Source organism: Deltaproteobacteria bacterium, assembly GCA_009692615.1.
Taxonomy (GTDB): domain Bacteria; phylum Desulfobacterota; class Binatia; order UBA9968; family UBA9968; genus DP-20.
The window spans coordinates 1-24,239 of the sequence record SHYW01000033.1; the positions used below are offsets into that span (position 1 = coordinate 1).

22 protein-coding genes are annotated in these 24,239 nt (G+C 53.7%); 18 read left to right on the top strand and 4 right to left on the bottom strand.

Annotation, left to right across the window (positions count from 1 at the left end):
* Together EXR70_10065 and EXR70_10070 are read right to left on the bottom strand one after the other, a co-directional pair.
* The coding region (locus tag EXR70_10065; GenBank protein MSP38822.1) for a hypothetical protein at window positions 1-743 on the bottom strand (743 nt) is incomplete at its 3' end.
* A gap of 179 nt (window positions 744-922) precedes the next feature.
* Entirely contained in the window at window positions 923-1,831 is a 909-nt protein-coding gene (locus EXR70_10070) for an LLM class flavin-dependent oxidoreductase (protein MSP38823.1), read from the bottom strand.
* A 132-nt stretch (window positions 1,832-1,963) separates the two neighbouring features.
* On the opposite strand from EXR70_10070, the gene EXR70_10075 reads away from it, so the two are divergent.
* The 9 genes from EXR70_10075 to EXR70_10115 all read left to right on the top strand — a co-directional run bounded on the left by EXR70_10075 (window position 1,964) and on the right by EXR70_10115 (window position 12,248).
* Window positions 1,964-2,395, top strand: a complete 432-nt coding sequence (locus EXR70_10075; protein MSP38824.1) for a cupin domain-containing protein — start codon at window positions 1,964-1,966, stop codon at window positions 2,393-2,395.
* A 48-nt stretch (window positions 2,396-2,443) separates the two neighbouring features.
* Window positions 2,444-2,878, top strand: a complete 435-nt coding sequence (locus tag EXR70_10080) for a cupin domain-containing protein (protein ID MSP38825.1) — start codon at window positions 2,444-2,446, stop codon at window positions 2,876-2,878.
* Window positions 2,879-2,881: 3 nt separating this feature from the next.
* A complete protein-coding gene (locus EXR70_10085) occupies window positions 2,882-3,889 on the top strand; it encodes an extracellular solute-binding protein (protein MSP38826.1) in 1,008 nt (335 codons plus the stop codon).
* A 3-nt stretch (window positions 3,890-3,892) separates the two neighbouring features.
* Complete coding sequence (locus tag EXR70_10090) at window positions 3,893-5,041, top strand: mandelate racemase/muconate lactonizing enzyme family protein (protein MSP38827.1); 1,149 nt, start codon at window positions 3,893-3,895, stop codon at window positions 5,039-5,041.
* Between the two features lie 213 nt (window positions 5,042-5,254).
* Window positions 5,255-6,907, top strand: a complete 1,653-nt coding sequence (locus EXR70_10095; protein ID MSP38828.1) for a hypothetical protein — start codon at window positions 5,255-5,257, stop codon at window positions 6,905-6,907.
* Window positions 6,908-7,105: 198 nt separating this feature from the next.
* On the top strand, window positions 7,106-8,482 hold the full coding sequence (mnmE, locus tag EXR70_10100) for a tRNA uridine-5-carboxymethylaminomethyl(34) synthesis GTPase MnmE (protein ID MSP38829.1): 1,377 nt from the start codon (window positions 7,106-7,108) through the stop codon (window positions 8,480-8,482).
* Window positions 8,483-8,555: 73 nt separating this feature from the next.
* A complete protein-coding gene (mnmG, locus tag EXR70_10105) occupies window positions 8,556-10,430 on the top strand; it encodes a tRNA uridine-5-carboxymethylaminomethyl(34) synthesis enzyme MnmG (protein MSP38830.1) in 1,875 nt (624 codons plus the stop codon).
* 170 nt (window positions 10,431-10,600) lie between these two features.
* On the top strand, window positions 10,601-11,395 hold the full coding sequence (locus EXR70_10110; GenBank protein MSP38831.1) for a ParA family protein: 795 nt from the start codon (window positions 10,601-10,603) through the stop codon (window positions 11,393-11,395).
* Window positions 11,367-12,248 (top strand): ParB/RepB/Spo0J family partition protein, encoded by an 882-nt coding sequence (locus EXR70_10115; GenBank protein MSP38832.1) that lies wholly within the window; start codon window positions 11,367-11,369, stop codon window positions 12,246-12,248. Before EXR70_10110 ends, EXR70_10115 begins: the two co-directional genes overlap by 29 nt.
* A 42-nt stretch (window positions 12,249-12,290) precedes the next feature.
* Here the strand turns inward: EXR70_10115 and EXR70_10120 are convergent, their stop codons facing one another.
* Window positions 12,291-14,348: a thioredoxin domain-containing protein gene (locus EXR70_10120; protein ID MSP38833.1), complete on the bottom strand. Its 2,058-nt coding sequence runs from the start codon at window positions 14,346-14,348 to the stop codon at window positions 12,291-12,293.
* A 13-nt stretch (window positions 14,349-14,361) separates the two neighbouring features.
* Window positions 14,362-14,565 (bottom strand): cold shock domain-containing protein, encoded by a 204-nt coding sequence (locus tag EXR70_10125; GenBank protein MSP38834.1) that lies wholly within the window; start codon window positions 14,563-14,565, stop codon window positions 14,362-14,364.
* Here EXR70_10125 and EXR70_10130 point away from each other — a divergent pair.
* From EXR70_10130 to EXR70_10170, 9 genes are all read left to right on the top strand, one after another.
* Window positions 14,540-15,736, top strand: coding sequence for a hypothetical protein (locus tag EXR70_10130; protein ID MSP38835.1), 1,197 nt, complete (start codon window positions 14,540-14,542; stop codon window positions 15,734-15,736). The genes EXR70_10125 and EXR70_10130 overlap by 26 nt on opposite strands.
* 46 nt (window positions 15,737-15,782) lie before the next feature.
* Window positions 15,783-16,724, top strand: a complete 942-nt coding sequence (gene ispH / locus EXR70_10135; GenBank protein ID MSP38836.1) for a 4-hydroxy-3-methylbut-2-enyl diphosphate reductase — start codon at window positions 15,783-15,785, stop codon at window positions 16,722-16,724.
* Between the two features lie 21 nt (window positions 16,725-16,745).
* Entirely contained in the window at window positions 16,746-17,138 is a 393-nt protein-coding gene (locus EXR70_10140; GenBank protein MSP38837.1) for a VOC family protein, read from the top strand.
* A 59-nt stretch (window positions 17,139-17,197) separates the two neighbouring features.
* The gene (locus EXR70_10145; GenBank protein MSP38838.1) at window positions 17,198-18,565 is read left to right on the top strand and encodes an MmgE/PrpD family protein; all 1,368 of its coding nucleotides are present in this window, start codon (window positions 17,198-17,200) and stop codon (window positions 18,563-18,565) included.
* Between the two features lie 316 nt (window positions 18,566-18,881).
* The gene (locus EXR70_10150) at window positions 18,882-20,219 is read left to right on the top strand and encodes an ammonium transporter (GenBank protein MSP38839.1); all 1,338 of its coding nucleotides are present in this window, start codon (window positions 18,882-18,884) and stop codon (window positions 20,217-20,219) included.
* Between the two features lie 97 nt (window positions 20,220-20,316).
* Window positions 20,317-21,729 carry a type I glutamate--ammonia ligase gene (gene glnA, locus EXR70_10155; GenBank protein ID MSP38840.1) on the top strand — a complete coding sequence of 471 codons (1,413 nt, stop codon included), beginning with the start codon at window positions 20,317-20,319 and terminating at the stop codon, window positions 21,727-21,729.
* 63 nt (window positions 21,730-21,792) lie between these two features.
* Window positions 21,793-22,134 carry a P-II family nitrogen regulator gene (locus EXR70_10160; protein MSP38841.1) on the top strand — a complete coding sequence of 114 codons (342 nt, stop codon included), beginning with the start codon at window positions 21,793-21,795 and terminating at the stop codon, window positions 22,132-22,134.
* A 476-nt stretch (window positions 22,135-22,610) separates the two neighbouring features.
* Entirely contained in the window at window positions 22,611-23,078 is a 468-nt protein-coding gene (locus tag EXR70_10165) for a hypothetical protein (GenBank protein MSP38842.1), read from the top strand.
* 628 nt (window positions 23,079-23,706) lie between these two features.
* Window positions 23,707-24,219, top strand: a complete 513-nt coding sequence (locus EXR70_10170) for a hypothetical protein (GenBank protein ID MSP38843.1) — start codon at window positions 23,707-23,709, stop codon at window positions 24,217-24,219.
* Window positions 24,220-24,239 lie beyond the last annotated feature (20 nt).

Genomic DNA, 24,239 nt, shown 5'->3' on the forward strand with positions numbered 1-24,239 from the left:
ACGGTCAGCCAAAACGATATCGCCGTCTTATCATGATGCGTGTCGTTAACCTGGCCCAGCGCGCGAAAGCTGTGTCCGGTATGCACCGCAACGGGAAGTCCGGTGTCGTTAGCCGCGGCCCAGATCGGCTCCATGGGCGGATCGTCGACTCGCACGTCTCCGGTGACGCCGAGGAGCATTACGCCGACAGCGCCGAGCTTTTTGCCGCGCTCGATTTCGCGCACCGATGATTGCGGATCGATGGGGTCGATCACCGTGACCCATTTTAGGCGCTCGGGACATTGGCTGGCGAGGTCGGCGACCCAGCTATTGTAGGCGCGCATCATCGCCACGGCCAACTCCCGATCGTAGGTGACCGGATAGGACAGAAACATTGTCGGATAGATCACCTGAAGCGCGGTGTTTTCCCGGTCCAATTGTTCAAGACGAGCTTTGACCGAGCGCATTTCCGCGCTTTCGACGGGATCATGGGGACTGATTCCCGGCGTGACTTTTGCCGCGACGCCGTTCTTGCTGAGGGGAAAGCCGGCTTGCTGATAAGGCCCGCTGCGCACCGGAAACGAGCGCGTATCGATCATCCAGTAGAGCGGCCCGTTCGGACCGGTCTCTAGAATACTCGGTCTGCGATCCTTCAGTTTAGGATCCCAGTATTTGTCGGAGAACGTCACTTCGGATTCCGATACATGGCCATCCGCGTCCCACGCCTTAATCATTTTCATCTCTTCGTTCAAATTGATCTTCATGCTCCATCGGGTTCAAGCGTGTTTGGTTGAATCTAAAATTCCCCGCTGCTTGCGGCGGGCACAACTAAATGGGGTTTCCAAAGGGGGCGAGCATCCCCTTTGGTCGCGAGCGGGGTTCATACCCCGATCGCGAAATGCCGAGTTGAATTGGAACGTATTTTCGGGGCCGGTGTTTACTCCTACGCTTTTACCTTCGGCAACACCTTCTCGCCAAACAAATCCAACTGCCGCGGATCGGGATCGGCGACGCCGATGATCAGCGTGTCGAGACCTTTGCTGAGAAAATAATTTATCTTCTCGACGCATTGCTCGGGGCTGCCGAGGATGGAGACCGGTTCGACGGCGGTTCGGATCCGGCCGTAGTAGCGCATGGTGTAGTCTTCGACGACTTTGATCGCTTTGGCTTTGTCGTCGTTGATCGCCATGAAAGCCAAGCTGGCTTTTTCAATGTCGTTGGGATTTCTACCTGCTGCCGCGGCGTAGCTGGCGACTTTGTCCCAGGTGACGTGGAAGTCGGCGATGGCTGAGCTGCCGGAGATAAAGCCGTTGGCCCAAGTGCCGGCGCGTTTGAGGGCAGCTTCGGCGCTGCCGCCCGTCCACAGCGGCGGATGGGGTTTTTGCACCGGTCGCGGGCCGACGCTCAAGTTCTCCACGTTGTAAAATTGCCCTTTGTGCGTGACGTTATCTTCGGTCCACAGCCGTTTCATCAGTTGCACTTGTTCGACCGCGCGGGTGCCGCGATGTTCATAAGGAATCTCGACGGCTTTGTAGTCGGGTTCGCGGCTGCCGAAGCCGAGACCGATGGTCACGCGGCCGTTGGAAATAAAATCGAGCGTCGAGATGATTTTCGCTAGATGCGCTGGGTGGCGCGTGTTGCCGAGCAGGACTGAAGTGCCGAGACGAATTTTCTGCGTCGCGCCGGCGGCGGCGGCGAGGATGGTCAGCGGTTCTAAATTGTCATAGGCGATGCGGTCGATGGTCCACATCGAGTCGCAACCCATGGCTTCGCATTTCTTGGCGAAGTTGACGACGTTTTCCGGTTTGGTGAGCGGTGCTGGGTTGACCCAGGCGAGTCCGATTTTGGCCATTGTGTTTTCCTTTCAGTTTAACCGTCGAGTCAAAATAGACCAGGCGATCGACTCTTTTCAAGGAGGATGGTCTGCGATATACGAGACAGCAGAGAAATCGTCTGCCGACTTTAACAGTGGAGGAACCAAGTTATGGACGCGTTTACTTATAAGCTCAAGACGCCAAAGATCACCGGTGGGAGAAGTCACATTCCGCTCGCTGACACTGAAATGATGTCGGTGGGGATTAATTATTATGCGGTGGGACGTATAAACAAACTCCATGCCCATTTCGGCGAGGATCATACGTTTGTTGTGTTGGACGGCCAGGCGACGTTCTACAACAAGGATCATCAGCCCACTGTGCTGAATAAAGGCGAGGCGATCATGTTGCCGGTGGGCACGCTTTACTACTTCGGCAATTCCGGCGATAAGCCGTTGGCGCTGTTGCGCGTGAGCGCGCTCAAGGGCAAGCCGGAATTTACCCGGGTGGACGCTGAAGGTAACAAGCGAACGGAAGTGGAAGATAAATATATTACGGTGGACGGCGAACCGATCCCTGGACAGTTTTGGGAACTGTCGTGATGGTTTGGCGAATTATCGATTGAGGATTGTCGAAGGAGGAATGGCGAGATGCAAGCGTCGACGTTTAAATTAAAAACCAATCTGCTCACCGGCGGACGGAGCCACACGCCGCTGGCAAAGTCCGGCGGCCTGACCATGGGACTAAATTTTTACACGCCGGGACGAAAAAATAAGCTGCACACTCATCCCGGTGAAGATCACGCCTTCGTGGTGATCGAGGGACAGGCAACCTTTTTCGATAAGGACAACCAGCCCACGGTGCTCAACAAGGGCGAAGGCATCATGCTGCCGGACGGTTACTACTATTACTTCGAAAGCACCGGCACGGTGCCATTAGCGATCCTGCGCTCGAGCGCGGCGCGTAAAGATCGGCCCGCCGTGCTGCGCGTCGACGTCAAAGGCGACAAGCGTATGGAAGAGGAGGAAGGTTTCGCGGTGGCGGATGGCGCCGCCATCGAAGGTCAGTATTGGGAGATGAAATAGTCGGTGAAGTCAGTATTGTCGCTACTGCTTGTGTTCGGGCTTGACGCTGGCAGTTCTGCTCACGCCCAATCACCTGCGGAGCGCACGAAGCTCATTGAGGAGGCCAAGAAGGAAGGCAAGGTGGTTTTCTACACCGGCTCTTCGGCCAACGATGGCAATGCGCTCAAAGCGGCGTTCGAGAAAAAGTATCCGTTCATCAAGATGGAATATTTTCGCGCCGGCAAAGATAAACTGCTGGGAAAATATTTAACCGAAGCGCGCAACAACACTTTTCTCGCCGATGTTTACCAGGGCAGCGTCTTTCCATTAGCCACTTTGCAACAGCGCGGCTTGCTGGCGCGCTATCGATCGGCGGAGCGCGAGGCGATTCACGACAGTCTGCGGCCCAAGGACGACTACTGGGCGCCGGTGGTGTTGAACGCCATGACCATTGCCTACAACACCCGGCTGGTCAAAGGCGACGACATTCCCAAAAGCTACGACGATCTTTTATTGCCGAAATGGAAGGGCAAGCTCGGCCTCGATCTCAACAAGACCGAATGGTATGTGGCGATGTTGCAGCTGCTTGGCGAAGAAAAAGGCCGCAAGTACATGGACGCTTTGAGCAAGCAGAACGTCCAAGCGCGCGACGGCAACACCATTGGCGGCCAGCTGCTCGCCGCCGGGGAATATGCCATCGTCGTGTCCCAATATCCGACCAGCGTCGAAGAGATGAAAAAATCCGGCGCGCCGATCGAATGGATCGCGCTGCAGCCACATCTAGTTTACGCGCAGGTGTTGGCGTTGACAGCGAAGAACTCGCACCCGGCGGCGGGAAAGTTGTTTATCGATTACTGCTTGTCGGTCGAAGGCCAGACTGTGCTCAAAGGGCTGAGCCGTATCACCGTGCGCAAAGATGTTTTGCCCAACCCACCGAAACTGATCGAAGGTCATAAGTTGCTAGTCGTCAATCCAGTTGGAGCCGAAGACTACAACCGTTACAATAACGAGTATCACAAATACTTTAGGTGAAAGATGAAAATCACGGACGTAAGAACTATCCGCTTGCGCGCGTCGATACCAACCGAAGGACAAGTGTTCAGCCGCTCAGGTGTGCGCAACACGCGGTCGACGACGCTCATCAAAGTGGAAACCGATGACGGTGTCTACGGTCTTGGTTCCGCGTCGGGAAATGGCGAGTTGATCGAAGTGATCGTCGCCCGAGTGCTGAAACCGCTGCTCATTGGCATGGATCCCACCGAGATCGACGCGATTTGGGACACCGCTTATTTTCGCGGTGGGCATAAAGAGTTCGGCACTCGCGGCATCGGCGTCGTGGCGCTGAGCGGGATCGATGTGGCGCTCTGGGACATTCTCGGCAAAGTGCGCGGCGTGCCGCTCTATCAGCTGCTCGGCGGCAAAGTGCGCGACCAGGTGCCGGTGTACGCCACTGCACTCTACCCAGAAGAGCCGTCAAAAGTTGCCCGGCGCGCGCGCGGCTTTGCCGATCAAGGTTTTCGCGGCGTGAAGATCAAAGTCGGTTTCGATTTGGATCAAGACATCCGCATCGTTCGGGCGGTGCGCCAGGAGTTGGGCAAAGACTTCATCGTTATGACCGACGCCAATCAAGGCTACAGCATCGACGTTGGCATCAAGGCCGCGCAGGCTTTCGCCGACGCTGGCGCTTTCTGGCTCGAAGAGCCGCTGTTCGTCGAAGACATCGCCGGTCACGCGATTCTGCGTGAGCGTGGCAATACGCCCATCGCCGTCGGGGAAAATTTGCACATGTGTTATGCCTTCGAGAATTTCATCCTGCGCGGTGCGGTGGATTTCATTCAACCCGATGTCGCGCGCGCCGGCGGCATTACCGAGATTCGTAAGATCACCGCGCTGGCGGCCAAGCACAAAGTCCCGGTGTCGTTTCACACCTGGGGCGATGGCGTTGCGCTGGCGGCGAGCGTTCATCTTTCGGCGGCATTGCAGGACTGCATCGTCATGGAGCTCGATTACACTTACAACCCGCTACGCGAAGAACTATTGCGCGAGCCGTTCAGAGTCGTGAACGGTTGCCTGATTCCGCCCGACAGACCAGGCTTGGGTATTGAACTCAATCAAGAGGCGCTTCAGCGTTTTGCTTTTTCTGGCGCCGAAGATCTCGCCGTTCGCCAGAAAACATTATCGTAGCGGTTATCCAGTCTCCCAGTCGCCGGCGTATTACATGTGCTGAGAGTTCTTGCCGTTGCACCACGCAGCAACGGATAATTGTCACGCCTGTCCTTTTCGCTTACCCAGTTTTCGCACTTCTGGTAGTGGAAGCGTCATCGCTTGTCGTTGGTTTGCTGGCATAAAGCTTGCGCGCTTTCCATGGGACTCAAATTATCGCCCGTGGGAGGTGTCATGAAATACTCTTTAGCGGTTTTGGCTAAACGGTCAAAATTAGTTTTCGCTTGGATAACGTTACTAACTTTTCTCTCCAGTTCCGCGCTGCCGGCGTTGGCCATCAACGCTAGTCAAGGGGGCGCATTGCCGCAACCTTTGCCACTATTTCCTGCCGACAATTGGTGGAATTTGGATGTCAGTAGCTGGCCGGTGGATTTGAATTCGGCCGGTTATATCAGCTTCATTAATAACGGTGGGACGAGACGATTACATCCCGACTTCGGCGGCGACGCGGGCGGCAATTCGATCTACGGCATTCCCTATGCTGTGATTACCAACGTGACTGATGTTGATTTGAAAGCGGTGGAATTTCTTTATTCCGATGAAAGCGACGGTGTCAATCAGACTACCAATAGCAGTTTCCCTTTTTATCCAATTCCACCTGCGGCGATCACTGAGGCTCATTGGATCGAAGGCGGCAATCCCGGCAACATCGACGAACGTTCTTTTTCCGATCGCCATTTGTTGATCGTCGATCGCGACCGCAATTATCTCTACGAACTTTATAATGTCTTTTATGATTCGGCGCAGGCGAAGTGGCTGGCGGGTTCCGGAGCGTTTTTCGACATGAACACGAATAATCGCCGGCCCGATACTTGGACCTCGGCGGATGCCGCGGGGTTGGCGATCTTGCCGGGACTGGTTCGCTATGATGAGTTCAGCGATCCGACAATGACGGAGATCAAACATGCGTTTCGCGTCACTGTGCGAGCAACCAACGGTTACGTCTTTCCAGCATCCCATCGCGCCGGTTCGACCGCTGGGGCATTGCCCATGGGTGCTCGCCTCCGTCTGAAGTCGAGCGTGGATGTGACTCAGAAAACTAGTAATCCAAATATCCAGAAGATTTTTAGAGCCATGCAGAAGTACGGTTTGATCGTCGCTGACAACGGCACCGACATGTACATTACGGGGACTTACGACACACGTTGGGACAACGGCATTCTCAATCCTGCCTTCAGCAATTTAACAGCAAGCGATTTTGAGGTCGTCCAACTCGGTTACAATCCGACTGCAAGCGCGCCGGCATTGAGTTCGGTCACTATCAATCCAGCGACGGTGACGGGCGGACAAGCAACCAACGGAACGGTGAGTTTGACCAACGTCGCGCCGGCGGGCGGAGTGTCGATTGGTCTTACCAATGCCAATCCGGCCGCGACGGTTGCCAATTCTGTAACCGTGCCGGGAGGGATGACTTCTGCTAATTTCGCGGTGACAACCGTCGCGGTCAGTTCGATAACCGTCGGCAATATCACGGCGACCTACAACGGCACTAGCAAGACGGCATCGCTAGCGGTGAATCCGGTGGCGTTGCCGGTGACGACATTGTCTGCATTGACCCTTAACCCGGCGAGTGTGCGTGGCGGTTTTGCGTCGATCGCTACGGTGACACTCAGCGGGCCGGCACCGACGGGTGGTTTCGATGTCAGTATTTTAAGCGGCAATCTAAGCAAAGCGACGGTTCCATCGACGGTGAAAATTCCAGCGGGTAGCTTGTCGATAAATTTCACTGTGAATACGGCGGCGGTCAGTAAAAAAACTGTCGTTACGATCACAGCTAGTGCTGGTGCGATTAAGAAAAGTGCTACGTTGACGCTCAACAGACGATGAGTCTTTGTTTGTTCACAAAAAAAGCGCGCTGGGTGAGCACTGTCACTCAGCGCGCTTTTTTATATTCTATCCGCGTTTGCCAGTTTCGGTGTTGTGTCACCGCAATAAACTTCAATTCAATCCCCCCTTTTTCCCACTGGCATTTGGCCAGCCGTGGCGTTGCCTAAACGGGTCGACTTGTTATGATGCTGTCTTCCTATGTACGAGCAAGATACGATTGCGGCGATTGCGACGCCTCCGGGAGAAGGCGGTGTGGCGATTGTCCGCGTGAGTGGCATTGAGGCAGAGAGAATTGCCCAGCGCGTATTCAAACGGTCCCATGGCAAAGACGGCAAACTAAAATCGCATATGCTCTATCATGGTAGTATCCGTGATCCGCAGTCGCAAAATGTGGTCGACGAAGTTTTGCTGACCGTCATGCGTCAGCCCCATAGTTACACAGGCGAGGATGTGGTCGAAGTGCATGGCCACGGCGGAGCCATTGTCTCGCGGCAAGTTCTCGGCGTGATTCTCGCTCAAGGCGCACGCCAGGCAGAAGCTGGCGAATTTACCAAACGAGCGTTTCTCAATGGCAAGCTCGATTTGGCGCAAGCCGAAGCGGTGCTTGATCTGATTCGTGCGAAAACCGTCAAGGGCGCCGAGTTGGCGCTCAACCAAGCCAGCGGCGCATTATCTAAATTTGTTAGTGAGCTGCGCGAGGAACTTCTCGATATCTTGGTTCAGGTGGAGGCGGCTATAGACTTTCCTGACGAAGATATCGAACTCCTTCAACGCCCAAAGCTAATCGTAAAAATCTCTACTCTTGCTCGTAAAATTAACGAAATTTTAGCTACTTATGAATGGGGCCGATTGTTCAGAGAAGGTGCCACGGTGTGTATTTGTGGCCGTCCCAATGTCGGCAAGTCGAGTTTGCTCAATGCTTTACTTGGTGCGGAGCGGGTGATCGTAACTCCGATTCCGGGAACCACCAGAGATGTGATAGAAGAGTCGCTGAACCTGGACGGCCTACCCGTGGTAATTTGGGATACCGCAGGGATCCGTGAGAGCGGCGATCAAGTTGAGCAGTTGGGTGTGCAACTATCGCGTAAGCATTTGGCGAAGGCCGACGCGGCGATAGTTGTGCTCGATGGCTCAGAGAATATCACCGCAGGTGACCTGGAGCTACTTGGCTCAGTCATCGGCAAGAAACGTTTGCTGGCGATCAATAAGATGGATCTGCCACGAGCGTTTCCTATCGACAAAATTGGCTGCAATGATTCAGAAGCAATGCTGGTCGATGTTTCAGCAAAGACTAGCGCAGGCATCGACGCGCTGAAATCAGCGCTCCGAGAGATCTTACTGAATCACCAAACGGAGCCCGAGATAGCCATAACCAACGTGCGCCATCGCAGTGAGCTGATACGCAGCGCCGAGTCCTTGGAGCAAGGCGCAAGCGCTCTGGCCACTGGCTTCCCTCCTGAACTCGTCGCAGTCAACTTGAACGAAGCTCGTGAGGCCCTCGAAGAGATCATTGGTATCGTAAACAATGAAGATGTTTTAGAACGTATATTCAAAAATTATTGTATTGGAAAATAGTTATCTATAAAATACAATAAATTGATTTAAATAACATAAAATTACCAGTTGCGACTCTGTTTCACGTGAAACTATGAAAAGCGAACAGATATTCGATGTAATCGTTGTTGGCGCCGGCCATGCCGGAATTGAGGCGTGCTTGGCAGCCGCTAGGATGGGTTGTAGCACGTTGATGCTGACCTTGAATCTCGACCATATTGGTCAGATGTCATGTAACCCCGCAATTGGCGGTATTGGCAAGGGCCATCTGGTTAAAGAAATCGACGCGCTCGGTGGTGAGATGGGGCTGGCTATTGATGAGACCGGAATTCAATTTCGAATCCTCAATACCAAGAAAGGGCCTGCGGTTAGGGCGTCTCGGGCCCAGGCTGACAAGGCGCTGTATCGTCTGCGCATGAAGCGTGTCTTAGAGAACTGTCCAGGGCTGACTTTGCGCCAGGGAAGTGCGGAGGCTCTGCTCGTTGAAGATGGTGAAATAAAAGGTGTTGAAACTCAGATCGGTGAAAAATTCTACGGTCGGAGCGTCATTCTCACTACGGGGACCTTTCTCAAGGGTTTGATCCATATAGGCGATAGAAACTATTCGGCGGGCCGGGCTGGCGATTTCGCAGTGCAAGGATTGAGCGAGTCGATGGTGCGCCTAGGGTTCAAAGTCGGAAGGCTTAAGACGGGAACTTGCCCAAGGTTGGATAGCCGTACGATTAACTACTCTCAACTTGAAGTTCAGCCTGGTGATAACCCACCGCAGCCATTTTCATTCTCCAGTCGCGGCGTAACGCAGCGGCAGGTGCCGTGTCACATCACCTATACTAACAAACAGACCCATGATGTAATTCGCGCGGCGATCCATCGCTCTCCGATGTATTCCGGAGTGATTAAGAGTCGTGGGCCACGATATTGTCCGTCGATTGAGGATAAGGTTTATCGATTCGCGGATAAGGAGCGGCATCAAATTTTTCTAGAACCAGAAGGTTTGGATACAAATGAGGTTTATCCGAATGGATTATCGACAAGTTTGCCATTAGATGTGCAACTTGAAATGGTGCACTCGATTAAAGGCTTGGAGAATGCCGAGGTGATGCGACCTGGCTATGCTATTGAGTATGATTACTTCGAGCCGACCCAGCTTCATCCAACACTGGAAACTAAGCTGGTCAAAGGCCTCTACCATGCGGGCCAAATCAACGGTACTACTGGCTATGAAGAAGCTGCGGCCCAAGGCATCATGGCAGGAATCAATGCAGTGCTTAGCTTGCGGGGTGAGGAGCCTTTAATCTTTTCTCGCGACCAGGCTTATATTGGAGTTCTTATCGACGATTTGGTGACTAAAGGGACCGACAGCGAGCCCTACCGGATGTTTACCTCCCGAGCAGAATATCGACTCTTGCTTCGAGAAGACAACGCCGATCTGCGCTTAACCGAGATAGGCTATAGAATAGGCCTAAACAGCAGTGAGGCTAACGCTCGGTTGATAGATAAGAAGCGGGCGGTGGAGATGCTGATCAGCCACTTGAATCATAATCAGCTAGCATCTAATGCCGAGATTGATGTTCAATTGGACTCGTTCGGATCGGCCTCGCTTAGTGGTCCGGTTGCTTTGTCTCAATTGCTACGCCGGCCGGAAGTCACTATGGAACGGCTCCGTAAGCTAGTTCCCAATATTCCCAAGGTGGCGCCGGATGTGGAAGCGCAGGCCGAAATTCACATCAAGTACGAGGGTTATGTCAATCGGCAACTGGAGATCGTCGAGCGCTTTCAAAAGATGGAGCATGTCCGCTTGCCAGAAGACATCGACTACGCAAAGATCAGCGGCCTTTCGCGCGAAGTCTGCGAGAAGTTAACTCGCATCCGGCCGCGGTCTATTGGCCAAGCTTCGAGAATATCCGGCATCACACCAGCTGCATTGACGCTTCTTTCGTTTTATATGAAGAAGCGAAAGAGTGCGTAGTTTTCTCCGCCGCCAGGTTCTAAAAGCGATCTTATCCGGCCTAGGTTGGGGCCAGTTTCTTTTGTTTCACGTGAAACGGAAGAAAATGCTTCTAATTCCATAAATTGTATGATACAAAATAGCAAATCCGCAATGATTATATAAATCATTGAATTATAAGGTTATTTTAGTTGTTAAGAATAATCGCTATTGCGAATCAGAAGGGTGGAGTTGGTAAGACTACCACGTCGATTAACCTCGCAGCTTCACTGGCGTTGGCCGCCAAACGGGTTCTGTTAGTCGACCTTGATCCGCAGGGTAACAGTACAACTGGGCTCGGTGTCGATCGGTCGCAGCTAATGGCGAGTCTCTATCACGTGCTTGATGGGACGCGATTTATCGGCGAAGTGTTGTGCCAGACCGCTTTACCTCAGTTGCTTCTAGTTCCGGCGACTAAGGATCTGGTTGGTGCGGAAGTTGAATTGGTCAGTGCCGATCGACGCGAGTATCGCTTGAAGGAAGCGCTAACGTCGGTCTCGGCCCATTATGATTATATCCTGCTCGATTGTCCGCCTTCTTTGGGATTACTCACTTTGAATGCGCTAACGGCCGCTGATGCGTTGCTGATTCCAATTCAAAGCGAATACTACGCGCTTGAGGGGCTGAGCGCGATTTTAGAAACCATGAATCTAGTGCAGAAGGTTTTGAATCCAGGTCTGCATTTAGAAGGCATCGTCATTACCATGTTCGACAGCCGTAATCGCCTATCGCACCAAGTCGTCGAAGAAATACGCGCGCACTTTCCTGACAAACTATTTACCACGATTATCCGCCGCAATGTTCGGCTAAGCGAAAGCCCGAGTTACGGCAAGCCGATTTGTTTGTACGATCCGGCCTCGACGGGCGCACAAGATTATCAAGATCTAGCAAAGGAGTTGATTACCCGTGGAGAACACGTTGTCGACGCAGAAGCGGGGCTTGGGTAGAGGTCTCAGTGCGCTGATTCCCACAGCGGCGGAGCCGATCGTCCCAACGCCTCAAGATAGTTCACCGAAAGAAATCGCCGTCGATCGTATCACCGCGAGTCCATTTCAGCCGCGGCGCAGCTTCGATGAAGCGAAGATCGAAGAACTGGCGGTGTCGATCCGCAACCAAGGCATCATTCAACCGCTAGTGGTCCGGCCCATGGGCGACGGCTACCAACTCATCGCCGGCGAACGGCGTTGGCGCGCGGCGATGCGCGCTGGATTAGCGCGAGTTCCGGTGGTCATTCGGGATGCTAGCGATCATGAAGCGCTGCAACTGGCGCTGGTGGAAAATCTTCAGCGCGAGGATTTGAATGCCATCGAAGAAGCGGCGGCCTATCGCCGACTCCAAGAAGAATTTCACTGGAGCCAAGAAGAGATGGCGGACAAAGTCGGCAAGAGCCGCCCCGCCATCGCAAACTCGCTACGCCTGTTGACTCTGCCGGCGGAGGTTCAACAACAGGTGACTTCCGGCAATCTTCCCGCCGGCCAAGCGCGGGCGCTCTTGGGACTGCACACCGAACCGTTGATTATTTCCGCTTGCCGGGAAGTGATCGCCAAAGGATTATCGACGCGCGACACTGAGAAAATGGTGCGCACGTTATTGGTTGGACGCAAACGGCGCGGTCACCTACCTCTGGTCGATCCGGATCTAAAAGCGGTGGTGGAAAACTTGCAACGTTCCCTCGGCACAAAGGTTCGCTTACTACCGAAGGCGAGATCGGCCAAAGGTAAGATTGAAATCGAATACTACACCCTGGTGGATCTCGAACGGATCATTCAAGTAATTACGACGCGCTTTGTTGCTGCTTAGCGGCCAAGTCAATTAGAAGAAGAATTGAAACCGTCGAGAAAACTAACTTTCCAGCAACGGCTTCAGAGCCGACCACTCGGTGACTGGCGGCGAACAAGTGTAGTTGTGGCAAACGTAAACCGTCGCTTTGCCATCGATCTGCATTTTATCTTGTAGCAGTGGCGATATGTTTAAGAGCGGTTCGCCGGGCGGCGCTAACTGAAGTGTCGAGTTAGGTAGATAGAGAGAATGAATGTCAGCTAACATTTCCTCCGTGCGCGAATCTTGCCGCTCGCCGATGACGACAATTTCCTTCGGTTTCGACAAATAAAAATCCAGCGCGCAGAGCAAATGGGCGAAGCCGAAGGGTTGGCTTTCCATGCCGTCGTAGTAAGCGCGCAGAGTTTTTTCGGCACGCTCGCGATACTCTTCTTTCCCGGTGATGTGATGCAAGCGCAACAACAACTGAGTTGACATGGCGTTGCCCGAGGGAACCGACGCATCGAAAATCGTTTTAGCGCGGCTAATTAACTGCTCATGCGACAAACCGGTGAAATAGAAGCCGCCGTCTCGATCGTCCCAGAACTCGCGCACCATGATGTCGCATAACTCAAGCGCGCGCTCCAACAGCGAAGGGTCGAACAACACTTCATAAGCGTCGAGCAAGCCGATCGCGAGAAAAGCATAATCGTCGAGATAACCGAGGAGCTTGGCTTGGCCGTCTTTGTAAGTGTGCAACAAGAAACCATCGCGAAACAATTGGCGAAAAATAAAATCGACGGTGCGCTTGATCGCTTCGTCGTATTCTGGACACGGCGCAACCTTCATCGCCGCGGCGAAACCGGAAAGCATCAAGCCGTTCCACGCCGTGATAATTTTCTCATCGCGAAATGGTTTGACGCGCTTTTCCCTTTCGGCGAACAATCTCTTTTTCACGTCGGCGACGATCGTTTCGATCTCAGCCGGCTCTTTGCGGAAATATTTGCTCGCTTGCTCGACCGTGAGAATCGGGTGAAGTATATTTTTCTCTTCGAAGTTGCCATATTTACTGACGTCGTAGATCCTACCGAATACTTCAGCCGACTCCGCGCCGACGATGTGATTGACTTCGTCTTCCGTCCAGACAAAGAACTTGCCTTCTACACCTTCGCTGTCCGCATCCTGGGTGGAATAGAATCCGCCTTCAGATTGAAGCATTTCGCGAATCAAATAACTGCAAGACTCATTGACGACATTCAGAAACAACGGGTTCTTGGTGATCGTGTAGGCTTGAGCATAGATGCGAACCAGCTGTGCGTTGTCGTAGAGCATTTTTTCAAAGTGCGGCACGAGCCACTTCGCGTCGACCGAATAACGATGAAATCCGCCGCCGACGTGATCGTAGAGGCCGCCTTGGGCCATCTTAGTCAACGTGTGCGTGACCATTTCTAAATAGCGCTCGTTCCGCGAATGGTGATAGTGGCGCAAGAACAGTTCATATACGCCAACGTTGGGAAACTTCGGTGCTTTTCCGAGGCCACCATTTTCGTCGTCGTAGGCGCGGGCGATGCTTTCGACACCCTCGGCGATAACATTTGGCGAGAATGGTTTTTCGCTATGCACCGATTCCGACATGCGCTGCAATGCGGCTAAAATTTCGCCGACGCTTTTTTCGACGTCCACCGGCCGCTCCCGAAAGGCTTGATTGACTCCCATCAAGATACGTGGAAAGCCCGGCATGCCACCACGGTCTTGCGGTGGAAAATAGGTGCCGCCGTAAAACGGCTTGCGTTCAGGAGTGAGAAACATGGTCATGGGCCAGCCGCCGCGACCGGTGAGCAGCTGCACCGCACTCATGTAGATTTCATCTAAGTCCGGCCGCTCTTCGCGGTCAACTTTGATGTTGACGAACAGTTCGTTCATCAGCCCGGCGATTTGTTCATTCTCAAACGACTCGCGCTCCATCACATGACACCAGTGACAAGCCGAGTAGCCGATGCTCAGTAGGATCGGTTTATTCTTCGCTTGAGCTGCGGCAAAGGCCTCTTCGCCCCAGGGAAACCAATCCACCGGATTGTGCGCATGTTGAATCAAGTACGGACTGGTCTCGCCGATCAGCCGATTGGTGTGTTTGTGTTCCATGGAGTCTTGGGAATCAGCGCACTTTCAAGTCGAAGGCCACCGGACCCTTGTCGCCCTTGCGGGTTTGAAACTGCACGGTGTCGCCTTCATTGATGTCTTCGATCTGCACCCGCGGCGCTAAACTGCTGCGATGAAAAAAAACATCTTCGCTGCTATCGTCCGGCTTGATAAATCCGAAACCTTTGTCGCGCATGATTTTTTTGATTACGCCAGTCATTTTATTCTCTCTTCCCTGCGCACGGCGCAGCGTTGGCTTGACAATTCTTGAGCCGCTCCCTAGTTTGAGCTTTCGATTTCATACAACCAAAAGCCGCTTGAGTTCAATTCTTTATTACATTACCGGTCATGGCTTCGGCCACGCCGTGCGCTCCCATCAGGTGATTCGCGCGCTGTTGCATGCCGATGACGCTTTGTCGGTTCACGTTCGCACCAGCGCAGCGCCGTGGTTGTTTGCCAATTCACCGATGCCGGTCAGCCATTCACGCCAATCCCTCGACGTCGGCATTATCCAGCGCGATAGCTTGCGCATGGAGCTTGCCGAGACGCTGGAATCTTGCCGAATGCTTTATGGCCGCGCCAGCGAGTTGATCGAGCAAGAGTTAGCATTTATCAAGGCGCACAAAATTCAACTCATCGTCGCCGACACACCGCCGCTCGCCTTTGAGATCGCGGCACGAGCTGGACTTCCGTCGGTATCGATTACCAATTTTACCTGGGATTTTATTTACCGCGCTTACCTCGATGAACATGCCGATTTTGCTCCGCTGATCGAACAGATGACCGCGTACTATGGTAAAACTTCGTTGGCGCTGACGCTGCCTTATCCTTGCGACACCAGTATGTTCCCGCGCCAGCAAGCCATCCCCTGGGTGGCACGCCGTTCGACGTTAACCAAAGAGAGAGCGCGCGACAAATTCGATTTGCCTCGGCACGCAACCATCGTACTTATAAGTTTCGGCGGTCTCGGTCTCGATCGTATACCGTGGGACAAGCTCAAACAACAACGACAGTTTATCTTCGTCACCACCGGCGCGACGCAACATGCCGAAGATAACGTCGTCGTTCTTGCCGACACGCAGAATTCCTACGAAGACTTAGTCTGCGCGGTCGATTGCATTGTCACCAAGCCGGGCTACGGTATCGTTGCCGATGTGCTCGCTCATCGTCTGCCAATTCTCTATACCGACCGTGGCGACTTCGCCGAATTTCCCAAGTTAGTCCAAGCGCTGCGCGACTGCGCTACTTGCGAACACATTCCTCAGCAGGAACTACTCGCGGGCAATCTAGAACCGTACTTGTCGAGACTCCTGGCTACACCACCGCACTGGCCGGCAGTTGATTTGCGCGGCGCGGAAGTCGCTGCGGCGGAAATCATGGCCATGCTCTAATTGCCGGTTGACAGCGTACAGCGATTCCTCCAGACTCCAGTGCATTATGGCGATTGAAAAAGTCATCCTCGCTAAGCCGCGCGGCTTTTGCGCCGGCGTCGAAATGGCGATCGAAACGGTGGAGCGCGCACTCAAGAAACATGGCGCGCCGCTCTATGTGTTTCACGAGATCGTGCACAATCTGCATGTCGTCAACGATTTCAAAAAACGCGGTGTGACCTTCGTCAACGCCATCGACGAAATACCCAACGGCGCCAATGTGATCTTCAGCGCCCATGGCATCGCGCCGGCGATCTGGCAGCAAGCTAAAAATAAACATTTGCAATTTGTCATCGACGGCACATGCCCGTTGGTGGAAAAAGTCCATCGCGAAGTGCGCAAGTTCGTTCTCCAGGGCTATTGGATTATTCTCGTCGGCCATCGCAATCACGACGAAATCGTCGGCACCGCCGGCGAAGCGCCGGAGCGCACTTTGGTGGTCGGCAATATCGCCGAAGCGAAAGTTCTCAATGTCCCCGATCCTGACAAGGTCGTGGCCTTGACCCAGACGACTTTGAGCATGGACGACACCAGAGAAATCATCGAAGTTCTCAAGCAGCGCTTTCCACAAATGATCACACCGGCGAAAGACGATATTTGTTACGCGACGCAAAACCGTCAGGATGCGGTGAAACAATTGGTGCGCGCGGTGGATTTGGTTTTGGTCATCGGCTCGAAAAACAGCGAGAACTCCAATCAACTGGTCAGCGTCGCGCGCGCCAACGGCACGCCGGCGCATTTGATCGACGATCACCACGCTATCGATCCGCACTGGCTCGAAGGATTGTCCCGCGTCGGCATCACTTCCGGAGCCTCGGTGCCGGAGCAATTGGTCCAAGCGACTGTCGAATTTTTCCGCGCTCAAGGCGCGCAAGTGGAGCAGGTGGGAATGGTCGAAGAGAATATTCATTTCGCTTTGCCGACGGAGATCGCAGCTGTGGCGAATTAGTTGTTATTTAAGGGAGGCCTTATGGCTCGTATCGTGCACATCGCCGTCAAAGTTGACGATCTGGAAAAGGCTACGGAGTTTTACGAAAAAACTTTTGGCTTCGCCGAAGTTCACACCGGCCAGGTGCGCGATCACACTTCGCGCCATCTGACCGATGGCACCATCGATCTGGCGCTGATCAAATATGACAGCGAAGAGTCCGCCGAATCCCGCGCCGCCGGTCTCGGGCCGTGCATCCACCACTTCGGCATTGAAGTCGATGATATGAAAAGTTCCGCTGCGGAGCTGGCCAAGTTCGGTTGTGAAATCATCAGCGCGCCCGGCGTGATCCCGATCAAATTCCGCGCCCCCGGCGGCACCGTGGCGGAAATCTCGCCCAAGGCGCGCTACGAAAAGCTCAAGCAAGTTTCCTAGACGAAGGCATACTATCGGCGTGGCAATATATCAGTAATGCCAATCAGCAAGTTTCGCTTATGAATGAAACTCAAAAGCTGGCGCGCTATGCGCACGAGTTAAAGTTCCGACAGATTCCCAGTGAAGTCATTGCCCGCGCTAAGGACTGCATGCTCGATACCTTGGCGGTGTCGCTCTACGGCTCGACCAAGCCGTGGAGCAAAATGGTCAGCGGTTTCGTTCTCGCTTCTGGGGCCAAGGGCAACTCCACGGTATTCGGCAGCAAGCACAAGGCGCCGGCAGAGCGCGCAGTGTTGGCAAACGGCACCATGGCCCACGCCTTCGAGCTCGACAACGTGCGCCAGCCGGGCGCCGGTGTGCATCCCGGCGCGACGGGTTTTTTGCCCGCATTTGCCGTGGCTGAACAAACCAAGGCGGACGGTAAGGCGTTGCTCACGGCTTTCGTCGCCGGCTGCGAAGTGATGTCGCGCATCGGCGTGGCCGCAGGAAATTCTCTCGAGCGTAGAGGTTTTCACGCGCCGGGATTGACCGGCACCTTCGGCGCCGCCGTAGCGGCGGGCAGATTGTTGGGGTTGAACGAGAAAAAGTTGGTCAATGCTTTAGGCATCGCCGGTTCCTATTCCGCTGGCCTCATTGAATTTTCCCGCTGTCAGGAAGGCGCCATGATCAAACGGCTCCATCTCGGCAAGGCCGGCGAAGGCGGCGTCACAGCGGCGCAATTGGCGGCGCGCGGTTTTGCCGGACCGGAGAGCGTGCTCGAAGGCAAGTTCGGTTTTTGCCAGAGCTTTTCCGATTCGCCCAAACTCGATTATCTCACTTATCGTTTGGGGCGAGTGTGGGAAAGCATGAATATCTGCATCAAGCGCTGTGCGGTTCATATCAATGCCCACGCGCCTATCGAAGCGTTGCAAGCCCTGCGCGCTGAATTCAAATTCAAGCCCGAGGACATTCGCGAGATCGAAATCGGCGGTATCGAAAAGTTAGTGACACACCATGGCAATTATCAGCCCAGCGATTTGATGATGGCGCAATACAGCATTCCCTTCTGCGTCGCCTTGAGCGTTTTTTTCGATCCCACCGATCCGGCCAATATCACCGAACAAAAACTCAGGGACAAAAAAATTGTCGCGCTGATGCGCAAGGTCCGCCTTAAAGTCGACCACGAGATCGAAGCCAAAGGTTGGGACCGCGCGGCGCGGGTGACCGTCGCGCTGGGCAACAAACAGCGCCATTCAAAGTTGGTAATCCACTTCAAAGGCACGCCGCTCAATCCCATGACCGGCGCGGCAGTCGAAGATAAGGCGCGCCAGTTGACCCGAGGAATTTTATCACCGCTCAAATTGGCCCGGCTCGTCGATACCGTGGCCAACTTGGAAAAGCTCGACGATGTGTCGAAGCTCGGTGACTTGTTGCGCATTACATCGTGACGCTTTGCGCTAGCGCACCCCGCCGCCAAAAATATATTTCTAACTCTGATCACTCGGTAAAAAACCTATTGCCCGCTCACTAGGCATTCGCCTTTTTTGTAAGCACCAGTTTTTTCGATTTCCGACACTGTGCTGCAAAATTCTTTTAAAATTAGCTAGACAGAGAAATTGTTTTTGTGGCATAAGCGTTGCTTTGGTCCGTGCGAAGGGCTGTTTTCAAGCTTTGAACGCCTAATTATCTTGCAACAAACGAGGAGGTTGGTTTGTGAAGCCACAAAAACTGGGTTACTTGGCGATGTTTCTTTTAGCGCTATTAATGTTTTGTCAATTTGCCGTTTCGGTTAGCGCCCAAGAGCCTACGGCTCCCGCCGCTGCGCTACCTGCTGTGAATGCTCCAGCAGCAACAACTCCGCCTCCCACCGCGGCGCCCGCGAAGATCGACAAAGCTGACAACGCGTGGATGCTCACCTCGACCGCGCTGGTGTTGATGATGACGATTCCCGGATTGTTTCTCTTCTATGGCGGCTTGGTACGCAGCAAGAATGTTCTCGCCACCATCATGCAAAGCTTCATCCTGGTCGGTGTCGTCACCGTTCAATGGGTGTTGTGGGGCTACTCCGTGGCCTTTGGACCTGACATTGGCGGCTTATTCGGTTCTCTCGCCTGGGTTGGTTTGAATGGCGTCGGCGTAGAGCCCAACGCGGATTACGCTGCCACTATTCCCCATATGACTTTCATGGTTTATCAGATGATGTTCGCCGTCATCACGCCGGCGTTGATCACTGGCGCGATCGCCGAACGGGCCAAGTTCAGTACGTTTCTGGTGTTCATGCTCCTATGGTCGAGCCTGGTTTACGATCCTCTCGCACATTGGGTTTGGGGCGTTAAAGGCTGGATGCGCGAGATGGGCGCGTTGGATTTCGCTGGCGGCACAGTGGTGCATATCAGCTCGGGCGCGTCGGCGTTCGTAGCTGCGATCATGTTTGGCCGGCGCATCAATTACGGTCAAGAAGCGATGCCGCCGCATAATCTCCCGTTCAGTGTCATCGGCGCCGGCCTTCTTTGGGTTGGTTGGTTTGGCTTCAACGCCGGCAGCGCGCTGGCGGCCGATGGCTTGGCGACTTCGGCTTTTGTCGCGACTCATGTGGCCACCGCGGCGGCGGCGCTTGCCTGGATGGCGATGGACTGGCTACGCGGCAAACCAACCATGCTTGGCGCGGCTAGCGGCGCGGTCGCTGGCTTGGTCGCGATCACGCCAGGTGCAGGCTTCGTCAGTCCAATGTCAGCGCTGGTGATTGGCGCGGTTGGCGGCGTGCTTTGCTCCATTGCTTGCAGCCTCAAACCAAAGTTCGGCTACGACGATTCGCTCGACGTTGTCGGGGTGCACGGCGTCGGCGGGACGTGGGGCGCGTTGGCGACCGGACTATTCGCGTCGAAAGCGATCAATGCGGCTGGCAACGACGGACTATTTTTTGGCAACCCCGGACAGCTTTGGATTCAGTTCGTGACTGTCATCGTGACCATTGTTTTTGCGATGGTTATGACTGTCGTCATTCTGGGAATTTTGAAAGCAACCATGGGTCTGCGCGTCGCCAACGATGAAGAGCGCATGGGCTTGGATTTGACCCAACATAATGAGCGCGCCTACGAGTAAACGATCGGTTCCAAGGACTAGTTCTAAACAAAAGAATGTGATAACTGAATTGCGACTTCAAATTATATTCACCCATTAAGGAGAGGAGCAAAGCCAAATGTCAGTCAAAGACGCCCTAGAGATGGCGAAGAAGAATAAGGTAGAGATCGTCGATTTCAAGTTTATCGACGTACCGGGATTGTGGCAGCACTTTTCGATACCGGCGACGGATTTCGACGCCGACAAGTTCGAACAGGGGCTGGGTTTCGATGGATCGAGTATTCGTGGATTTCAGAGCATCAACGAATCCGACATGATTCTCATCCCCGATGCCGACACCGCCATGATGGACCCGTTTAGCGAACACCCCACGTTGAGCTTCGTCTGCAACGTATTGGACGCGATCACCCGTCAGCCCTACTCCCGCGATCCAAGATATATAACTCAGAAAGCCGAGAAATATTTAAAGTCCACCGGCCTCGCCGACATCAGCTACTGGGGCCCCGAGATCGAATTCTTCATCTTTGACAGCATTCGGTTCGACCAGAACCACCACGAAGGTTACTACCACATCGACTCCAGCGAAGGGTTCTGGAACTCCGGCGCTGGCGCCCCCAACCTAGGCAACAAGATCAGATACAAAGAAGGCTACTATCCCGTGCCGCCCATGGATCAGTACCAAGACCTGCGCTCCCAGATGGTCTTGAACTTAGAGAAATGCGGCATCAAGATAGAAGTCCATCACCACGAAGTCGCCACCGCCGGCCAGACCGAGATCGACATGCGCTTTGACACCATGACCCGGATGGCCGACAAGGTGTTGCTGTATAAGTATGTCGTCAAGAACACCGCCAAACAAAGAGGCAAGGTTGTCACCTGCATGCCCAAGCCGCTGTTCCAAGACAATGGTTCCGGCATGCACTGCCACCAGAGCCTGTGGAAGGCCGGCAAGAACATATTCTACGACAAGAAGGGCTACGGCCTGATCAGCGAGACCGCTCGCTACTACATCGGCGGCCTACTCAAGCACGCCCACGCGCTGTGCGCGTTTATCGCGCCGACGACCAATTCCTATCGCCGACTGGTTCCCGGCTACGAAGCGCCGATCAACTTGGTCTACTCGGCAAGAAACCGCAGCGCCTGCGTGCGCATCCCGATGTATTCCACCAGTGAGAAAGCCAAACGGTTAGAGTTCAGAACCCCCGATCCAAGCGCCAATCCGTACCTGGCGTTTCCAGCGATGATGATGGCGGGGTTGGACGGGATCAGAAACAAGATCGAGCCGCCCAAACCGATCGACAAGAACTTGTATGAGTTAGAGCCCGAAGAAGCGGCCAAGGTGAAATCGATGCCGGGGTCGCTGGACCAAGCGTTGGACGCCTTGGAGAAGGATCATGACTTCCTGCTCAAGGGCGACGTGTTCACCAAGGACGTCATCGAGACCTGGCTGGAGTACAAGCGCAAGCATGAAGTTGATGCCATCCGGCTGCGTCCCCATCCTTGGGAGTTCGCTCTCTATTTCGATATTTAAATAGCAACTGCGGCCGCTGGCGTGACCAGCGGCCGCACCCCAATCTAAAACTAGGGGGAAGCGATGAAAAAAATCGAAGCGATCATTAAGCCGTTCAAACTCGACGAAGTGAAACAAAAACTGACCTCGGTTGGAATTACCGGTATGACGATCACTGAGGTTAAAGGCTTTGGGCGCCAAAAAGGTCACACCGAACTTTATCGTGGCGCCGAGTACACGGTGGACTTTTTGCCCAAGGTCAAGATTGAAATTCTCGCCTCGGAAGAGATGACGCCGAAGATTGTCGAGGCGATTCTCGACTCGGCGCAGACCGGCAAGATCGGCGACGGAAAAATTTTCGTCTCCGATGTCGAAGATGTCATTCGCATCCGCACCAACGAGCGGGGCGAAGAAGCGATCAGTTAGTTTTACGCTTTTTTCTCAGAGCCAATTCCGGGCACGCAAAACATCACAGAATGGCCCTGACGCGTTCCCACGCGACGGGGCGTTCTTCTATCGCGACTCGATAGCGACTTTACACTCAAATTGCTTCTAACGTTGATAGGTCTCTACTGAGCTTGTCTTAGCTGTGACAAGAGGCGCCTGCTGCTCGTAGAGTCGCTTAGAATGCTCCAGTTTGTGAGCTCACCGCTGGGGCGAAATTCTGATCGATTAATTCTTTATTGCTCGCTGCAATCGATCCATGCACCCACAAGTGACGAGATTCGTCACAATCGCAATTCTCTTCTCCCATCATCGCACAAATAATTAATCTGAATTTGGCATTCTAGCGATGCTTCTCCTCAGTACGGTAATTCATGTGCAGAATCGCGTCACGCCGTTGCTTTGGCATGTACTCTGCGTATCGGCATTATCACTAAATTCTTTAACGGAGGTTCTCGATGAAAAAATCTCGCATTGTTTTGGCAGCGTTGGCAGTTGGTGCGATGGCATTTACAGCCAACCCTTTGCTGGCGGCAACCACGGTGAGCAGCACATTTTCGGTGACGGCGACGGTGAACGATAAGTGTACGATCAAGACGGGTCCGGCGACCTATGCGTTTGGCGTTTACGATCCGACCGTCGCCACCGATCTCGACACCGGTTCAGGATCAGCCGTGATTAAATGCACCAAGGGGACGACAGCAAGTATTACACTCACCACACCCACCGTGATGACTAATGGTACGGACAACCTAACCCATTCGTTTTTTCAGGACGCTAGCCGTGCTACTGCTTTCGGCACCGTAACTTATAGTTCGACAAGCAACGCCGACCATACGGTAAACTTTTTCGGACGCATTCCGGCTTTGCAGGATGTCACCACGGGTAGTTATACCGGGACATCGAGCTTCAACGTCACCTATTAATAAATTCTTCTCTCACTGCATGGAGAGAGGCGGGCGCTCAGTTAATTCTGGGCGCGCCGCCTTTTTCGCTTTTTTGAATAGCCTGCGATTTCTTATCGCTCCCTCCTTAAGACGCCCGATAACCAAGGAGGATAATTCTTCTTAATAGCGCCTCGATGCAGATAATGGCCAAAAACGGCCATTGCCATCTAAGCGTGAACAATAAAGTCGCTGACTAGCTCAATTCTCCGCTCTACATCCAGTTGAAATTCAAGACCTTACTCAACCCGAGACGGGTTTGGCACATAATCTGCTCAATCGTTACAGTTGGTGTTCAATCACTGCCGTTACGGCTCCGGCTTCGCCTCAATGGCGAGTAAATTTCTTGGAGGAAGTAAATGCAACCTGTCTGGTTCCGACGGCGATCCACCATAGCTTTCGCTTTGGCATTCGTCGCATTAGCGTCCACCCCTTTTGGACTCGCGGCGTCGTTTGAAGTGTCGCCAATTCGCGTCACCTTTCAGCCCAATGAGTCGAGCGCGTTAATGACAGTGCGCAATGACGGTGACGAGAAGCTGCGCCTGCAAGTGAGCGTGATGGCCTGGGATCAAAGTAAGGAAGGCGAAATGGTCCTCAACCCACCGACGACATTATTTTCTATCCGACGTTGCTCACGGTGGAGCCCGGCGCGCAACGCAATCTTCGCGTCGGCAACAAAAACAGCATCGTCCTCAATGAACAAAGCTATCGCATTATCGTTGAAGAATTGCCGTCAAACACCAAACTGCAAGGCGCCGGGGTGCGCATCGTGACCAGGATGAGCATTCCGATCTTCATCAAACCGGCAAAAGCGGAAGTCAAAAATTTGATCGAGCGCATCGCGCTGCGCGGAACGAGCGTAACTTTTGATATTAGAAACTACGGTAACATCCACATACAACCGCGCGAACTGCGCATTAAAGGTACGGGGACCGACGGCAGTGTTCAGCTCGATCGCAAAATTCCCGGCTGGTACATCCTTGCCGGCGGCCAACGGGAGTATCGTCTCGACGTAGCGAAATCCGAGTGCGGCAAAATTAAGGATCTAACTGTTGAAGTGGACATGGATCCGCAACCGTTCAAAGAGACCGTCTCCGTGCCTGCTGGGTCGTGCGCGCGCTAAGGCCAATCGATGGGCAAATT

What these genes read in the sequence shown, in the direction of transcription:
- EXR70_10075 (MSP38824.1), top strand. Translation starts at nt 1,964, where the DNA reads ATGGACGCGTTTACTTATAAGCTCAAGACGCCAAAGATCACCGGTGGG.
- EXR70_10070 (MSP38823.1), bottom strand. Translation starts at nt 1,831, where the DNA reads ATGGCCAAAATCGGACTCGCCTGGGTCAACCCAGCACCGCTCACCAAA.
- mnmE (MSP38829.1), top strand. Translation starts at nt 7,106, where the DNA reads ATGTACGAGCAAGATACGATTGCGGCGATTGCGACGCCTCCGGGAGAA.
- ispH (MSP38836.1), top strand. Translation starts at nt 15,783, where the DNA reads ATGGCGATTGAAAAAGTCATCCTCGCTAAGCCGCGCGGCTTTTGCGCC.
- EXR70_10160 (MSP38841.1), top strand. Translation starts at nt 21,793, where the DNA reads ATGAAAAAAATCGAAGCGATCATTAAGCCGTTCAAACTCGACGAAGTG.
- glnA (MSP38840.1), top strand. Translation starts at nt 20,317, where the DNA reads ATGTCAGTCAAAGACGCCCTAGAGATGGCGAAGAAGAATAAGGTAGAG.
- mnmG (MSP38830.1), top strand. Translation starts at nt 8,556, where the DNA reads ATGAAAAGCGAACAGATATTCGATGTAATCGTTGTTGGCGCCGGCCAT.
- EXR70_10120 (MSP38833.1), bottom strand. Translation starts at nt 14,348, where the DNA reads ATGGAACACAAACACACCAATCGGCTGATCGGCGAGACCAGTCCGTAC.
- EXR70_10095 (MSP38828.1), top strand. Translation starts at nt 5,255, where the DNA reads ATGAAATACTCTTTAGCGGTTTTGGCTAAACGGTCAAAATTAGTTTTC.
- EXR70_10080 (MSP38825.1), top strand. Translation starts at nt 2,444, where the DNA reads ATGCAAGCGTCGACGTTTAAATTAAAAACCAATCTGCTCACCGGCGGA.
- EXR70_10150 (MSP38839.1), top strand. Translation starts at nt 18,882, where the DNA reads ATGTTTTGTCAATTTGCCGTTTCGGTTAGCGCCCAAGAGCCTACGGCT.
- EXR70_10090 (MSP38827.1), top strand. Translation starts at nt 3,893, where the DNA reads ATGAAAATCACGGACGTAAGAACTATCCGCTTGCGCGCGTCGATACCA.
- EXR70_10125 (MSP38834.1), bottom strand. Translation starts at nt 14,565, where the DNA reads ATGACTGGCGTAATCAAAAAAATCATGCGCGACAAAGGTTTCGGATTT.
- EXR70_10130 (MSP38835.1), top strand. Translation starts at nt 14,540, where the DNA reads ATGATTTTTTTGATTACGCCAGTCATTTTATTCTCTCTTCCCTGCGCA.
- EXR70_10165 (MSP38842.1), top strand. Translation starts at nt 22,611, where the DNA reads ATGAAAAAATCTCGCATTGTTTTGGCAGCGTTGGCAGTTGGTGCGATG.
- EXR70_10145 (MSP38838.1), top strand. Translation starts at nt 17,198, where the DNA reads ATGAATGAAACTCAAAAGCTGGCGCGCTATGCGCACGAGTTAAAGTTC.
- EXR70_10140 (MSP38837.1), top strand. Translation starts at nt 16,746, where the DNA reads ATGGCTCGTATCGTGCACATCGCCGTCAAAGTTGACGATCTGGAAAAG.